Source organism: Aminobacter sp. Piv2-1, from assembly GCF_037625995.1.
In the GTDB taxonomy this organism is placed as follows: Bacteria; Pseudomonadota; Alphaproteobacteria; order Rhizobiales; family Rhizobiaceae; genus Aminobacter.
In genome coordinates this window covers 53,047-66,933 of record NZ_JARKMU010000005.1, presented here as the reverse complement: position 1 = coordinate 66,933, position 13,887 = coordinate 53,047, and the positions used below count along the sequence as shown (strand labels likewise).

The following is a 13,887-nucleotide window of genomic DNA, read 5'->3' as shown; positions in this document are numbered from 1 at the left end:
GTGGTCCTGTCAGCCGATATGGGCCTTGTAGCCGGCCTCGTCCATGAGGCCATCGAGTTGGGAAGCGTTCGCCAGCTTCATCTTCCAGAGCCAGCCGTCGCCGGTGGCCGAGTTGTTGACCAGCGCGGGGTCGCCCGACAGCGCGCCGTTGGCCTCGGTGATGTCGCCGTCGACCGGAGCGTAGACGTCCGACGCGGCCTTGACGGATTCGACGACCACCGCGACGTCGCCCTTGGCGAGCTTGCGGCCGGCTTCCGGCAGTTCGACGAACACCAGGTCGCCGAGCTGTTCCTGGGCGTAGTCGGTGATGCCGACGGTGGCGATGTCGCCCTCGACGCGGATCCACTCGTGATCTTCGGTGAAATAGGTCTTGGTCATGGAAATCATCCTTTGCGGTAGCGATGCTGCGTGAAGGGAAGGGCGTGGACGTCGACAGGCACCTTGGTACCGCGCACGTCGGCGAAGAGGCGGGTGCCGGTCTTGGCCAGCGGGGCCGAAACATAGCCCATGGCGACGGGGAAGCCGGCCGAGGGGCCGAAGCCGCCGGAGGTGACCCGACCGGCGGGCTTGCCATCGGCATCGAAGAGTTCGGCGCCCGAGCGCACCGGCTGGCGGCCCTCCGGCTTCAGGCCGACACGCTTTTCCCTGGGGCCATCGGCGAGGATCCTTGCCAGAGCGGCGCGGCCGGTGAACCTGCCATCCGCGCGCAGGTCCTTGGGGATCGCCCACATCAGGCCGGCGCTGGCCGGGTCGTTGTCGGGGGTGATGTCGTTGCCGTGCAGGCAAAGGCCCGCCTCGAGGCGCAGGCTGTCGCGCGCGGCGAGCCCGATCCACATGGCGCGTTCGTCGGCAAGCAGCTTGCCAACGAGTTCGCGGGCATCGGCTTCCGGCAGGCCGATCTCGAAACCGTCCTCGCCGGTATAGCCCGAGCGGCTCATGAACCAGTTGGCGCGCGGCTCGAAGCCCTGCATGAAGAACAGCTCGTCGGTGGCGATGCCTGCCTTGGCCAGGACGGCGGCCGCTTCCGGTCCCTGGATCGCCAGGAACACGCGGTCGAGCGGCTCGATCTTTGCGTCGTAGTCCTCGGCCAGCGCCCGCAGATGCGCCTCGTCGGTCGCGGCGTTGCCGGCATTGGCCACCACCATGAAGCGCTCGTCGCCGAGCCGGGTGATGATCAGGTCGTCGATGATGCCGGCCATTCCGGTCAGGAAGAACGTGTACTTCGACTGACGGAACTCGAGGGCGCGGGCGTCGAGCGGGCAGGCGCGGTTGATAAGGTCCGCCGCGCCCGGTCCGGTGACCAGGAACAGCTTCATGTGGGAGATGTCGAACAGGCCGACATGCTCGCGGGTGTGAAGGTGCTCCTTCATCACGCCGGCCGGGTAGGTCAGCGGCATGTTCCAGCCGGCGAATGCGCCAAAGCGCGCGCCGGCGGCTGCATGCAGGTCTGCAAGGGGGAGTTGGTGGGCGGTGTCGCTCGTCATGTCTTCTCCAGAGTCGCACGTGTCCAGCCGCTTGTGGCAGCCATTCCGTGCCCCTCTGTCTGAAGCCTGAGAGACTCGCGCCCCGGAACTCTGTCGGCAGCGCTTACACCTTCGGCGCGGGATCGAAGTCCCGACTTTCCAGAGTGTCCTTCCTGTTTACGGTTCTTTTGCCTGAGAGATTTCGGGCGATTTCCCCTTCGGCGTCAGCTTTCGCTGCTCTCTCCCGCAAACAGGTGGAGCCCGCAAAGGCCCCAGACGAGTCGTCAATATCCCAACGACGACACTTTGTCACCTGTCCGCGCAGTGCTTATTCACCTGACCGAACGGTGCATGGTCTACCCGTTCGGGTAGTCCATGCTGACGAATCAGATGCCGCCATACCAGTCATAGCCGCGATCTTCCCAGTAGCCGCCCTTGCCGAGGCCCATGGCGCCGAAGCTGTCGACCAGCTCGATGCCCTTGAGATATTTCGGCATCTTGTAGCCGAGCTGGCGTTCGACGCGGGCGCGCAGCGGCGCGCCGTTCTCGACCGGCAGCGGCTTGCCGTTGACCGCGTAGGCCAGGATAGTCTGCGGGTGGCGGGCGTCGATCAGGTCGATGGAACCGTAATATTTGACCTCGCCCGAAAGGCTGTTCTCGATGGTGTCGAGGCAGCGGAACACGACATAGCGTGCGGTTGGCCTGACCACCGCGGCGTCGAGCACCAGCGCCAGCGGCACACCCGTCCATTTGGCGATGCAGCTCCAGCCCTCGACGCAGTCGTGGCGGGTGATCTGGGTGCGCGCCGGCATGTTCATCAACTGGTGCCTGGTCAGCGACAGCGGCCTTTCGACCAGACCCGTCACCTCCAGCCGCCAGTCGGCGAAGTCGTTGGCGAGCAGCGACTTGTAGGTCTCGTCGTCGGGCGCGGTGACGCCGTTTGGGCGCTGCGGCTGTCGGATGTCGGCCTCGGAATATTCCTGGGCCAGGCTGTCGCGGCCCGCGAGCAGCCGTTGCGCGCGGTAGGTGAGGTCGTTGGCGCCTTCGAGGAAGTTGCGGACGCGATCGTCGCGATCCTGGAGGAAGTCGAAGGCGTCGCAGCCGGAGAGGGCAAGGCCGGACAGGCCGAGCGATGCCGCCGTCAGGAAGCGACGGCGGGTGAGCTGGAACTTCGGCATGTCAGGCGCTCCTGTCGCAGGTGTTGGCCTCGGATTTCGGCGGGTCGGCGCGATACCAGCCGGTGACGATCGAACGCAGTTCGTTGATCGGGCCCGCCGCAAGGATCATCAGCATGTGGACGACGAAGAAGGCGACCAGCAGCAGCATGGTGGCAAAGTGGATGGTGCGCGCCGTCTGCCGCCCGCCCAGCATGTCGGTGAGGAAGGGGATCGCGGCATTCATGCTCGGCGACATGGCGAGCCCGGTGACGATCATCAGCGGCAGGAGAACGAACAGCACACTGCCATAGGCGAGCTTCTGCAGCGTGTTGTAGTCGCGGCCGTGGTGGAACTTCAGCCTCGCGTGGTCGGCTATGTCGCGCGGCAGCCTCTTGAGATCGTCGGACGTGGGGGCGAGGTCGCGGCGCAGGTGGCCGTTCCACAGGCTGGCGGCGAGCCAGGCGGCAAGCGTCGCGGTCAGCAGCCAGGCGAAGAAGAAGTGGACGACGCGGCCGGTGGCTAGATCCTGGCCCGACGGGATCGTGGCCCAGGACGGGAAGGCGCGGGCGCGCAGATTGTCCTCGGGCCCGGACAGCCCAAACACCCCCGTGGTGGTGAATCTGTGTCCGAATATCTCGGTGTAACCGATTGGCTGAGCTTGATAATAGTCGGAACCGATGGTCAAGACGCTGTTGTCGAACTGGAAGCCCGATTGCCGGCCGATGTAGAGCGCCGGGTGGGCGTTGAAGATCTGCAGCCCGCTGAGCAGCAGGAAGAACAGGCTGAGGGCCCAGACCCAGTGGGTGGCGCGCGTCCAGCGCGTCTGGCGATAGACGAGCTCGCCGCGCGGAGAGGTCTCGTCGATTGCCACGTCTGCTTGCCCGTCCATGCCACCGGCCTCTCATTGTTTCGCCGAAGGGGTCGGCGTTGCGATGTTGGCCAAGATACGGGCGGCGGTTGCCGGAGGTTTCGAAGCTGCGACGAAATGGGCGTGAAGCCGCTCAGTTTGCGAGCGACACCACGAGATTGACGGCAGCCGCGACGATGATGGTGTTGAAGAAGAACGACACGATGGAATGGACCAGGACCGCCCGGCGCATCGGCGTCGAAGAGACGTTGGTGTCGGCCGTCTGGGCGGTCATGCCGATGACCACGGAGAAGTAGAGGAAATCCCAGCCGCAGGGCTGGCCCGTTTCGGGAAAGATCAATCCGCCCATGGGCTTATGGCCCGGAACGGAATCCGTTTCATCGCTTCCGTCGCCTTTCCAGTAGAGATGGGCATAGTGCAGTGCCGTCATGGCGTGGAGGGTGAACCAGCCCAGCGGTAGCGACAGCAGCGAGAAGGCGAGCGGGATCGCGCCCGCGGCCTCGCGGCCGTTGATCAGCATGAAAAGCGAGCCGACCGCAGCGCCGATGATGGCGACGGTGACCAGGAAGATGATTGCGACGGGCTCGTCTGTCTCCTGGGCGCGCCGGCTCAGGTAGTCGGCGCTCAATGCGGGCATCTCGCGCAGCACCAAGGCGGCATAGACGATGAAGAAGGCATTCGCGCTGATGGCGAAGGCCAGCGGCTGATCGAGCGCCCAGGCGACCGCAAGTGCCGCCAGGCCGATGGCGGCGCTGATCTTGAAGACGAAATGGCGCCCGAACGGCTTCATCCGCCCTGTGCCCCGCGGATCGCGCGCCGCGCCGTCTGGTCGAGCGCGCCGAGGAAGCGCGAGCGGTCCTGAGGCGTGAAGCCGGCATTGTAGCCCTTGCTCTCGCCGGTTTCGCGCAGGTGCTGCTTGAGGTCGCGCATCGCCACCGCCATGCCGATGGTCTCCGGCGTGAACGGTCTGCCGGTCGGGCCCAGCACATGGGCGCCGAGGGCGACGGTGCGTGCGGCGAGCGGGATGTCGGCCGTGACGACGATGTCGTTGGCCCTGGCATTCTCGACGATCCAGTCGTCGGCGGCATCCGCGCCTTTCGATACCACGACGTTGCGGATCATCGGATCGCGCGACGGCCTCAGCCCGCCGTTGGAAACGAAGGTGACGACAAGGTCCAGCCGCTCGCCGACCTTCACCACCTCGTCCTTCACGGGGCATGCGTCGGCGTCGACGTAGATGACGGGCTTGTTGTCGGTCATTTCAGGCACGGTTCCGGGAAAAGGCGTCTTTGGCTATGGTCGAGCGCGTCGAATGGAGGCCGACCATGGCACATCTGATCAATCGCGAACAATGGGCCGAAAGGCCCGATGCCTGGCACGGGGAATTTCAGGGCGGCGCCTACGGAGCCGACGTCTCTGTCGTGTTCTTCACCACCGACAAAGTTGGCGGTGGTCCGAAGCTGCATAGCCATCCGTATCCGGAGGTCTTCATCGTCCGCGTCGGGCGGGCCTTGTTCACCGTGGGCGATGCGACGATCGAGGCGGAAGCCGGGCAGATACTGGTCGCGCCGGCGAACACGTCGCACAAGTTCAGCAATCTCGGTCCCGGCCGCCTCGAAACGACGGATTTGCATGTGGCTGGTGCCTTCGACACGACCTGGCTGGAATGAACCTGCGCGACTGCTAGGCGACGGAGGCCGGCCTGAGCATGTCGATGTGGGGGATGTCGTCTTCGAGATATTCCTCCGACACGGTCTCGAAGCCGAAGGAGGCGTAGAACTTCTCGAGATGGCTCTGTGCCGAGAGCGCGATCGGCCGGCCTGGAAACAGCCGCTCGCAGGTGGCGATGGATTCCGCCATCACCTTGTCGCCGAGCCGCTTGCCGCGATGGTCGGGCGACACCACGACCCGGCCGATATAGGCCGGATCGTCCTTGCCCTCGGGCGCGATGATGCGCGTGCTCGCCAGCAGTTCTTTGCCGGCGAGCAGCCTGAGGTGCAGGGCCTCGGGATCCTTGCCGTCCAGTTCAGGGAATGCGCATTTCTGCTCGACGACGAAGACGTCGATGCGCATCTTCAGCATCGCATAGAGGTCGCGCGGAGACAGCTCGTCCAGGCTCCTGACGTCGACCTCGTATGCGATTGCGCTCATCAGTAGACCACGACGCTTCTGATGCTCTCGCCGGCATGCATGAGGTCGAAGCCCTTGTTGATGTCCTCGAGCTTGAGCGTGTGGGTGATCATCGGGTCGATCTGGATCTTGCCCTCCATGTACCAGTCGACGATCTTCGGCACGTCGGTGCGGCCGCGCGCGCCGCCGAAGGCGGTGCCCTTCCAGGTGCGGCCGGTGACCAGCTGGAACGGCCGCGTCGAGATCTCCTGGCCGGCACCGGCCACGCCGATGACGATCGACTCGCCCCAGCCGCGATGGCTGGCTTCGAGCGCCTGGCGCATGACCTTGACGTTGCCGGTGCAGTCGAAGGTGTAGTCGGCGCCGCCGATCTGGTCGGCACCGCGCTTGGTCAGGTTGACCAGGTACGGAACGATGTCGCCGTCGACCTCCTTCGGGTTGACGAAGTGGGTCATGCCGAAGCGTTCGCCCCATTCCTTCTTGTCGTTGTTGAGGTCGACGCCGATGATCATGTCGGCGCCTGCAAGGCGCAGGCCCTGGATGACGTTGAGGCCGATGCCGCCGAGGCCGAAGACGATGGCGGTCGAGCCGATCTCGACGCGTGCCGTATTGATGACCGCACCAATGCCGGTGGTCACGCCGCAGCCGATGTAGCAGATCTTGTCGAAGGGCGCGTCCGGGTTGACCTTGGCGAGCGCGATCTCGGGCAGCACGGTGAAGTTCGAAAACGTCGAGCAGCCCATGTAGTGGAAGATCTTGTCCTTGCCGATCGAGAAGCGGCTCGAGCCGTCGGGCATCAGGCCCTGGCCCTGCGTCGAGCGGATCGCGGTGCAGAGGTTGGTTTTCCGCGACAGGCACGACGGGCAGGAGCGGCATTCGGGGGTGTAGAGCGGGATGACGTGGTCGCCCTTCTTGAGCGAGGTCACGCCCTTGCCGACGTCGACGACGACGCCGGCCCCCTCATGGCCGAGGATCGCCGGGAAGATGCCTTCGGGATCGGCGCCCGACAGGGTGAACTCGTCGGTGTGGCAGATGCCGGTCGCCTTGATCTCGACCAGCACTTCGCCCTCGCGCGGACCCTCGAGGTCCACCTCCATGATCTCGAGCGGCTTGCCTGCTCCAACGGCAACGGCGGCGCGGGTTTTCATAGCGGTGTCCCTTCACATGTAATCAGAGGAAAAAATGTTGGCTGCAAGGTTTCAGGTTTTGCCGTGACGATCAACCGGCAAGGCGACACCTTGCGGTCGCAAGGCGGCGATTGGGGTGATATTCCACAAGGCTCTGCCGGTGCGTCGCCGGGCCGGGTGGACACCGCGGCCGGGCTGGCCGAACATGGCCAGCAAACATTCTCCGAAAGGCAGACGATTCGATGTCGAGTGAACGGCCGCCGCGCGATCCGCTGAAGCGTGAGGCATTGAAAGCGGAAGCAAAACCAGAGGCTTCGCCGCGAACCTTCATTCATCTTCGCGTCCACTCAGCCTATTCGTTGCTCGAAGGCGCGCTGCCGCTCGGCAAGATCGTCGGTCACGCGGTCAAGGACGAGGCCCCTGCAATCGCTGTCGCCGACAGCAACAACCTGTTCGGCGCCCTGGAATTCGCCCAGAAGGCGACCAAGGACGGCGTGCAGCCTGTCGTCGGCTGCCAGGTCGACGTCGACTTCGCCGAGCCTGCCGACAATGCCCAGCGCGGCCCCGTCTGGAAGCAGGCGCTCGAACTCTACCCGATCGTGCTGATCGCGGCGACCGAGGACGGCTACGCCAACCTTGTCCGCATCGTCAGCCGCATGTACCTGGACACCCCGAACGGCGAGCCCATTCATGCCAAGCTCGATTGGGTGGCGGCACTTGCCGACGGCATCATCTGCCTGACCGGCGGCCCGCGCGGGCCGATCGGAGCGGCCATCAGGAATGACCATCAGGCGTTGGCGGAGAGCCGGCTGCTCGGCCTGCGGGCGATCTTCGGCGACCGGCTCTATGTCGAAGTCGAGCGCCTGGCCGGCTACGACCGGGGCATTGAAGCTGCGACAATCGACCTTGCCTACCGCCATCGCCTGCCGCTTGTGGCCACCAACGAGGCCTTCTTCCCGGCTAGGGGCGACTTCGAGGCCCACGACGCGCTGATTGCCATCGCCGAGGGATCGGTGGTCGCCGAGGACAATCGACGGCGCCTGACGGCAGACAATTTCCTCAAGTCCCAGAAGGAGATGTCGCAGCTTTTTGCCGATTTGCCCGAAGCGATCGACAATACCGTGGAGATCGCCAGGCGCTGCTCCTACTTTCCGCAGAACCGCAAGCCGATCCTGCCGCGCTTCGCCGGCGCCGACGTCGTAGATGCCGAAGCGGCCGAACAGGCGGAGGGCGACGAACTGGCACGGCAGGCGCGTGAAGGCCTGGCCGAGCGCATCGCTACGCGCGGCATCCATCCCGGCTTCACCGAGGAGCAATATCGCGAGCGTCTCGAATTCGAGATCGGCATCATCCAGCGCATGAAGTTCCCCGGCTACTTCCTGATCGTCGCGGACTTCATCAAATGGGCCAAGATCCACGGCATTCCCGTCGGTCCGGGCCGCGGCTCGGGCGCGGGCTCGCTGGTCGCCTACGCGCTGACCATCACCGACGTCGATCCGCTGCGCTTCTCGCTGCTGTTCGAGCGCTTCCTCAACCCCGATCGCGTGTCGATGCCCGACTTCGACATCGACTTCTGCCAGGACCGGCGCGAGGAGGTGATCCGCTACGTCCAGGCCAAATATGGACGCGACCAGGTCGGCCAGATCATCACCTTCGGAACGCTGCAGGCGCGCGCCGTGCTGCGCGATGTCGGCCGCGTACTGCAGATGCCTTACGGCCAGGTCGACAAGCTCACCAAGATGGTGCCGCAGAACCCGGCCAATCCGGTGACGCTGGCGCAGGCCATCGAGGGCGAGCCGCGCTTTGCCGAGGAGGCCGAGCGCGAGCCGATCGTGCAGACGCTGCTCGACATGGCCCAGAAGCTGGAGGGGCTGTACCGCCACGCCTCGACCCACGCTGCCGGCATCGTCATCGGCGACCGCCCGCTGTCGGAACTGGTGCCGATGTATCGAGACCCGCGCTCGGACATGCCAGTCACCCAGTTCAACATGAAGTATGTCGAGCAGGCCGGGCTGGTGAAGTTCGACTTCCTCGGCCTCAAGACGCTGACGGTCCTGCAGAAGGCGGTGCAGTTCATCAGCCGTCGTGGCGTCGACATCGACCTGGCGCTGATCCCGCTCGACGATCCCGAGACCTACGCCATGCTGTCGCGCGGCGAGACGGTCGGCATCTTCCAGGTTGAAAGTGCCGGCATGCGCAAGGCGCTGATCGGCATGAAGCCCGACCGCATCGAGGACATCATCGCGCTGGTGGCGCTCTACCGCCCCGGCCCGATGGAGAACATCCCGACCTACAACGCCCGCAAGCACGGCGAGGAGGAGATCGAGTCGATCCATCCCAAGATCGACTATCTGGTGAAGGAGACCCAAGGCGTCATCGTCTACCAGGAACAGGTCATGCAGATCGCGCAGGTGCTGTCAGGCTACTCGCTCGGCGAAGCCGACCTTCTGCGCCGCGCCATGGGCAAGAAGATCCGCGCCGAGATGGACAAGCAGCGCGAGCGCTTCGTCTCCGGCGCGATCCAGGGTGGCGTCGCCAAGCCGCAGGCCAACTTCATCTTCGACCTGCTCGCCAAGTTCGCAGACTACGGCTTCAACAAGTCGCACGCGGCGGCCTACGCGATAGTCTCGTACCAGACCGCCTATCTCAAGGCGCATTACCCGGTCGAGTTCCTCGCCGGCTCGATGACCTACGATATGTCGAACACCGACAAGCTGAACGACTTCCGCCAGGATGCCATGCGCCTCGGCATCGAGGTCGTGCCGCCGTCGGTGATGACCAGCTATCGCGACTTCGAGGTGGGCGAGAAGAAGATCTTCTATTCGCTCGCTGCCATCAAGGGCGTCGGCGAAGCGGCGGTCCAGCACATCGTCGCCAAGCGCGAGGAGAAACCCTTCGCCAGCCTCGCCGATTTCTGCGAGCGCATCGACCCCAAGATCGTCGGCAAGCGCGTCTTCGAAAGCCTGATCATGGCGGGTGCCCTCGACTGCTTCGGCCATGAGCGCGCCGCCATGATGGCGGGCCTCGAACGCATGATGGGCCTTGCGTCTCTGGCTCACGAGAACGCGACGCTCGGCCAGTCGGACATCTTCGGCAGTGCCTTCTCCGGCCAGGCGCCGGTGCTGCACCTGCCGCAGACCGATGCGTGGCTCGCGGCCGACCGGCTGCACCGCGAGTTCCAGGTCGTCGGCTTCTACCTCTCGGCCCACCCGCTCGACGAGTACAAGGTGGCGCTGGAGAAGATGCGCGTCCAGAACTGGGCGGATTTCGCCGCCGCCGTGAAGCGCGGCGCGACGGCCGGACGTCTGGCTGGCACGGTCACGACCAAGCAGGAGCGCAAGACCAAGACCGGTAACAAGATGGGCATCGTCCAGTTCTCCGACGTCTCGGGCCAGTACGAGGCGGTGATGTTCTCGGAAACGCTGGCGCAGTACCGTGACTTCTGTGAGCCGGGCAAATCTGTGGTCATCACCGTTGCCGCCGAGGACCGTCCCGAAGGCGTCAACCTGCGCATCCAGACCGTTCAGTCGCTGGAGGAAGAGGCAAGCCGCGTCCAGAAGACGCTGCGCATCTTCGTGCGCGACGCAGCCCCACTCAACATGCTGTCCAACCACCTGACGGTGCGCGGCGAGGGCGAGGTCAGCTTCATCGTGCTCAAGGGCGAGGCGCAGGGCGAGATCGAGATCGAGCTGCGCGAACGCTACCGCATCACGCCGTCCATCGCTTCGGCCATGCGCGCGGTGCCGGGGGTGGTCGAGGTCGAGCTGGTCTAATCGCGTGGACGTCGGCTAGCGACTGGCGGCAGTGCCCTTGCGTACTAGTTCGCCCCGGCAAGCCCGAGCACGCTCGAGCAGCATTGCCCGCTCTCGCTCGTTCTGCGTCAGCGCAGCCGCCCGCTCGAATTCGCCGATCGCCTCCTTCAAACGGCCGAGCTTGATCAGCAGATCGGCCCGCAGGGATGTTTCTCCAGGTATCCCGAATTGCACTTCATTGCGGTGGCCAACCGCTGCTGGTATTTTGACCCCTTGCCTGGCCAGCCAACGGGGACGTCGTCATGGACGAGAAGGCGGCAGCAGCAGACCTCATGCAGATGATCAACGGGTACCAAGTGTCCCAGGCGATCTGCGTCGCCGCGACGCTTGGCATCGCCGATCACCTCACGAATGGGCCGCGTTCGAGCGATGAACTCGCCGCCGCGACGGACGCCCACCCGCAATCGCTCTACCGGCTCCTGCGTGCACTCGCCTCGATCGGCGTGCTGCATGAGGGCGAAGGTCGACTGTTTTCGCTGACGGCACTGGGGACGGGCTTGCGCTCAGATGCCGAGCACTCCGTAGCACCTTGGGCGCGGATGGTGGGGCGAGCCTACTACCGGGATGCCTGGACCGACCTGCTGCACAGCGTCCGCACCGGCGAGAATGCGTTTGCGCGCGCGCATGGCACGGGTGTCTGGCAGTACCGCATCGACCACCCCGAGGAATCAGTGATCTTCGACAAGGCGATGTCGTCCTTCGTGCCTGCAGTCGCCGCCGCCGTGCTTTCCGCTTATGATTTCAGTGGCTTCGACGTGGTTATGGATGTTGGCGGCGGGCAGGGCGCATTGATTGCGGCCATCCTCGCCCGCAATCCCCGGCAGCGAGGAATCCTGTTCGACCAGCCGACCGTGGTTAGCGGAGCCGGCCCGACGCTCCAGTCGGCATCGGTGGCCGATCGCTGTGAGGTGGTTGGCGGCGACTTCTTCGTGTCGGTTCCCGAGGGCGCCGACGCGCATGTGATGAAGTGGATCCTGCACGACTGGGACGACGAGCGCTCCATCGCGATCCTCAAGAGCTGCCGCCGCGCCATCGAGCCGGATGGTACGCTGGTCGTGCTGGAAGCGGTGCTGGCGCCGCCGAACGAAGGCGCGCGCGCCAAGTTCGCCGACCTCAACATGCTGGCGGTTCCCGGCGGACAGGAGCGGACAAAGGAGGAATTCGCGCGACTGTTCGGGGCCGCGGGCTTCAGGTTGACCAGGACGATCGACGCCGGTCCGCGCATCAGCGTCATCGAGGGCAAGCCTGCCTGACGCGCTGGATACGCTGGGGGCTGATCAACCTCCACCGACGCGGGGTTTTCGGTCCAAGTTCACCATGTCCGAATTTCCGCCGGGCAGCCGGCTTGTGGGCTGATCAATCGTCGACGGGCTCCGGCGGGTGCGCATTGCTGCCCTTGCCGAACGTGTATCCCGTCTCGACGGCCCTGCGCCCGAACTTGTCGCGCAGGGCGTCGATGGCGCCCTCGGCCAGCGCGCGCTTGCGCGCCTGGAGGTCGACGAGATCGGGAGGATCGGCCCTGTCGTCATCGGAAAGATCACTGACGCCGATTCCAAGCAGCCGGTATTTCGTGCCGTCCGTCTCCTTTTCCAGAAGCTGCAGCCCGGTCTGGAAGATCCGGTCGGCGAGCCGGGTGGGGTCGGCGAGCTGGCGGTTGCGAGTGCGGAGCTTGAAGTCCTGGGTCTTAAGCTTAAGCACGACGGTGCGGCCGGCGATGCCCGCCTTCTTCAGTCGCGCCGAGACTTTTTCGGACAGAGCCCGCAGCACCGGGACCAGGTCGCCCGAGGAGGCGAGGTCTGTGTCGAAGGTGGTCTCGGCCGACACGCTCTTCGCCTCCTGGTCGGGCGACACCCTGCGCTCGTCCTTGCCGCGCGACAGGTGATAGAGCCTGCTGCCCATGGTGCCATAGCGCCGCATCAGTTCGTTGAGTTCCATGCGCTGGAGCTGGCCGATGCTGCGGATGCCGTCATGTTCCAGCGTGGCGGCAAATGCCTTGCCGACGCCCCAGATCATCGTCACCGGTTGCTGGGCCAGGAACGCGGGTGCCTCGGCCTCGCCGATGACGGCAAAGCCGCGCGGCTTGCGGAAGTCGGAAGCGATCTTCGCCAGGAACTTGCAGTAGGAAAGTCCGGCCGAAACGGTGATGCCGACTTCCTTTTCCACGGCGGCGGTGAAGCGGGCCAGCACCAGCGCCGGCGGCTGGCCGTGCAGCCGCTCCGTGCCGGCGAGGTCGAGAAACGCCTCGTCGATGGACAGCGGCTCGACCAGCGGGGTCAGCGCCTGCATCATCGCCCGGACCTCGCGGCCGACCCGGACATATTTCTCCATGTCCGGCTTGATGACGACGGCCTCCGGACAGGCTTCCAGCGCCTTGAACATGGGCATCGCCGAGCGGACGCCGTGGATGCGGGCGATGTAGCAGGCGGTGGAGACGACGCCGCGTTTGCCGCCGCCGATGATGACCGGCTTGTCCTTGAGTTCGGGATTGTCGCGCTTCTCCACCGCGGCATAGAAGGCGTCACAATCGACATGCGCGATGTGCAGTCGATAGAGCTCGGGATGTCGCAGCAGGCGAGGGCTGCCGCAGGCATGGCAGCGCGGTCCCGAGCCCTTCTGCAGGCTCAGGCAGTCGCGGCAGAAACCGTGGCCGGGATCGTTGACAGGCATCGCCATCGCTGCGAACATAAAGAGAACAAATCGAATTTTATGCCAGCCCTCCCCTTGGAACAAGGGAGGGAAGGGAGTTGTGCAATGTCTGATTCCATCCTGCCGCTGACGCCCGACCTGTGGCCTCATTTCGAGGATCTGTTCGGCAAGCAGGGCGCCTGCTACGGCTGCTGGTGCACCTATTTCCGCCTGCCGCCGGCGGCCCGTCGCGAGAGTACGCGCGAGCGCAACAAGGACCACATCAAGGCGCGCATCGAGGCCGGGCCGCCGCCCGGCCTGCTTGCGTTCGAGGACGGTCGGGCGGTCGGCTGGATGCAGATCGGGCCGCGCGCCGACGTGCCGGAGTTCAACAATTCAGGCAGGGCTTCGGCGCCGCTGGCGGCCGATGATGCAGCCGATCCGGGCGTCTGGGCGATTTCCTGCTTCTTCATCCGCAACAAGTCGCGAGGCCAGGGGCTGACCCACAGGCTGGTCGGCGCCGGCATTGCCTTCGCGCGGCAGTCGGGCGCTCGCGTGCTCGAGGCCTGCCCGATGGACCATTCGAAGGATTCGCGGTCGCTCGGCCTCTATGTCGGCTCGTCCAGGGTGTTCGAAAAGGCTGGCTTTGTGCGGGCAGCCGAGCGTAAGCCCGGCCGTCCGTTGATGCGGCTGGAAATCTGAGAA

At 65.3% G+C, this 13,887-nt stretch carries 13 protein-coding genes and 1 riboswitch; of the genes, 4 read left to right on the top strand and 9 right to left on the bottom strand.

Translation table 11 applies throughout. The annotated features are described in order from the left end of the window. Positions 1 to 9 precede the first annotated feature (9 nt). From gcvH to AmiPiv_RS10570, 6 genes are all read right to left on the bottom strand, one after another. Positions 10 to 378: a glycine cleavage system protein GcvH gene (gene gcvH, locus AmiPiv_RS10595; RefSeq protein WP_340037387.1), complete on the bottom strand. Its 369-nt coding sequence runs from the start codon at positions 376 to 378 to the stop codon at positions 10 to 12. Positions 379 to 383: 5 nt separating this feature from the next. Continuing rightward, complete coding sequence (gene gcvT, locus AmiPiv_RS10590) at positions 384 to 1,484, bottom strand: glycine cleavage system aminomethyltransferase GcvT (RefSeq protein ID WP_340037386.1); 1,101 nt, start codon at positions 1,482 to 1,484, stop codon at positions 384 to 386. A 149-nt stretch (positions 1,485 to 1,633) separates the two neighbouring features. Beyond that, positions 1,634 to 1,720, bottom strand: a riboswitch (glycine riboswitch). Positions 1,721 to 1,849: 129 nt separating this feature from the next. Continuing rightward, positions 1,850 to 2,641: a molybdopterin-binding protein gene (locus AmiPiv_RS10585; RefSeq protein ID WP_340037385.1), complete on the bottom strand. Its 792-nt coding sequence runs from the start codon at positions 2,639 to 2,641 to the stop codon at positions 1,850 to 1,852. 1 nt (position 2,642) lies between these two features. Next, positions 2,643 to 3,509, bottom strand: a complete 867-nt coding sequence (locus AmiPiv_RS10580; protein ID WP_340037384.1) for a cytochrome b/b6 domain-containing protein — start codon at positions 3,507 to 3,509, stop codon at positions 2,643 to 2,645. 112 nt (positions 3,510 to 3,621) lie between these two features. Beyond that, positions 3,622 to 4,278, bottom strand: a complete 657-nt coding sequence (locus AmiPiv_RS10575) for a DUF1345 domain-containing protein (protein ID WP_340037383.1) — start codon at positions 4,276 to 4,278, stop codon at positions 3,622 to 3,624. Next, positions 4,275 to 4,748, bottom strand: coding sequence for a YaiI/YqxD family protein (locus tag AmiPiv_RS10570; protein WP_340037382.1), 474 nt, complete (start codon positions 4,746 to 4,748; stop codon positions 4,275 to 4,277). The genes AmiPiv_RS10575 and AmiPiv_RS10570 overlap by 4 nt, the downstream gene beginning before the upstream one ends. Before the next feature lie 65 nt (positions 4,749 to 4,813). On the opposite strand from AmiPiv_RS10570, the gene AmiPiv_RS10565 reads away from it, so the two are divergent. Beyond that, positions 4,814 to 5,158, top strand: a complete 345-nt coding sequence (locus AmiPiv_RS10565; RefSeq protein ID WP_340037381.1) for a cupin domain-containing protein — start codon at positions 4,814 to 4,816, stop codon at positions 5,156 to 5,158. 13 nt (positions 5,159 to 5,171) lie between these two features. Here AmiPiv_RS10565 and AmiPiv_RS10560 read toward each other — a convergent pair whose 3' ends face one another. Both AmiPiv_RS10560 and AmiPiv_RS10555 read right to left on the bottom strand, forming a co-directional pair. Next, positions 5,172 to 5,639: a GNAT family N-acetyltransferase gene (locus AmiPiv_RS10560; RefSeq protein WP_340037380.1), complete on the bottom strand. Its 468-nt coding sequence runs from the start codon at positions 5,637 to 5,639 to the stop codon at positions 5,172 to 5,174. Next, positions 5,639 to 6,766: an S-(hydroxymethyl)glutathione dehydrogenase/class III alcohol dehydrogenase gene (locus tag AmiPiv_RS10555; RefSeq protein ID WP_340037379.1), complete on the bottom strand. Its 1,128-nt coding sequence runs from the start codon at positions 6,764 to 6,766 to the stop codon at positions 5,639 to 5,641. The genes AmiPiv_RS10560 and AmiPiv_RS10555 overlap by 1 nt, the downstream gene beginning before the upstream one ends. Before the next feature lie 221 nt (positions 6,767 to 6,987). Between AmiPiv_RS10555 and dnaE the strand changes: the two genes are divergently transcribed. Further along, positions 6,988 to 10,518, top strand: coding sequence for a DNA polymerase III subunit alpha (gene dnaE, locus AmiPiv_RS10550; protein WP_340037378.1), 3,531 nt, complete (start codon positions 6,988 to 6,990; stop codon positions 10,516 to 10,518). Between the two features lie 281 nt (positions 10,519 to 10,799). Further along, positions 10,800 to 11,810 carry a methyltransferase gene (locus tag AmiPiv_RS10545; protein ID WP_340037377.1) on the top strand — a complete coding sequence of 337 codons (1,011 nt, stop codon included), beginning with the start codon at positions 10,800 to 10,802 and terminating at the stop codon, positions 11,808 to 11,810. Positions 11,811 to 11,913: 103 nt separating this feature from the next. Here the strand turns inward: AmiPiv_RS10545 and AmiPiv_RS10540 are convergent, their stop codons facing one another. Beyond that, complete coding sequence (locus AmiPiv_RS10540) at positions 11,914 to 13,242, bottom strand: DNA polymerase IV (protein WP_340037376.1); 1,329 nt, start codon at positions 13,240 to 13,242, stop codon at positions 11,914 to 11,916. 66 nt (positions 13,243 to 13,308) lie between these two features. On the opposite strand from AmiPiv_RS10540, the gene AmiPiv_RS10535 reads away from it, so the two are divergent. Further along, positions 13,309 to 13,884 carry a GNAT family N-acetyltransferase gene (locus AmiPiv_RS10535; RefSeq protein ID WP_340037375.1) on the top strand — a complete coding sequence of 192 codons (576 nt, stop codon included), beginning with the start codon at positions 13,309 to 13,311 and terminating at the stop codon, positions 13,882 to 13,884. The last annotated feature ends 3 nt before the right edge of the window (positions 13,885 to 13,887 follow it).

Bases quoted from the DNA above. Each gene is read 5' to 3' on its own strand.
- AmiPiv_RS10580 (WP_340037384.1), bottom strand. From the start codon at position 3,509: ATGGACGGGCAAGCAGACGTGGCAATCGACGAGACCTCTCCGCGCGGC.
- AmiPiv_RS10535 (WP_340037375.1), top strand. From the start codon at position 13,309: ATGTCTGATTCCATCCTGCCGCTGACGCCCGACCTGTGGCCTCATTTC.
- AmiPiv_RS10555 (WP_340037379.1), bottom strand. From the start codon at position 6,766: ATGAAAACCCGCGCCGCCGTTGCCGTTGGAGCAGGCAAGCCGCTCGAG.
- gcvH (WP_340037387.1), bottom strand. From the start codon at position 378: ATGACCAAGACCTATTTCACCGAAGATCACGAGTGGATCCGCGTCGAG.
- dnaE (WP_340037378.1), top strand. From the start codon at position 6,988: ATGTCGAGTGAACGGCCGCCGCGCGATCCGCTGAAGCGTGAGGCATTG.
- AmiPiv_RS10565 (WP_340037381.1), top strand. From the start codon at position 4,814: ATGGCACATCTGATCAATCGCGAACAATGGGCCGAAAGGCCCGATGCC.
- AmiPiv_RS10540 (WP_340037376.1), bottom strand. From the start codon at position 13,242: ATGTTCGCAGCGATGGCGATGCCTGTCAACGATCCCGGCCACGGTTTC.
- AmiPiv_RS10575 (WP_340037383.1), bottom strand. From the start codon at position 4,278: ATGAAGCCGTTCGGGCGCCATTTCGTCTTCAAGATCAGCGCCGCCATC.
- AmiPiv_RS10560 (WP_340037380.1), bottom strand. From the start codon at position 5,639: ATGAGCGCAATCGCATACGAGGTCGACGTCAGGAGCCTGGACGAGCTG.
- AmiPiv_RS10570 (WP_340037382.1), bottom strand. From the start codon at position 4,748: ATGACCGACAACAAGCCCGTCATCTACGTCGACGCCGACGCATGCCCC.
- AmiPiv_RS10545 (WP_340037377.1), top strand. From the start codon at position 10,800: ATGGACGAGAAGGCGGCAGCAGCAGACCTCATGCAGATGATCAACGGG.
- AmiPiv_RS10585 (WP_340037385.1), bottom strand. From the start codon at position 2,641: ATGCCGAAGTTCCAGCTCACCCGCCGTCGCTTCCTGACGGCGGCATCG.
- gcvT (WP_340037386.1), bottom strand. From the start codon at position 1,484: ATGACGAGCGACACCGCCCACCAACTCCCCCTTGCAGACCTGCATGCA.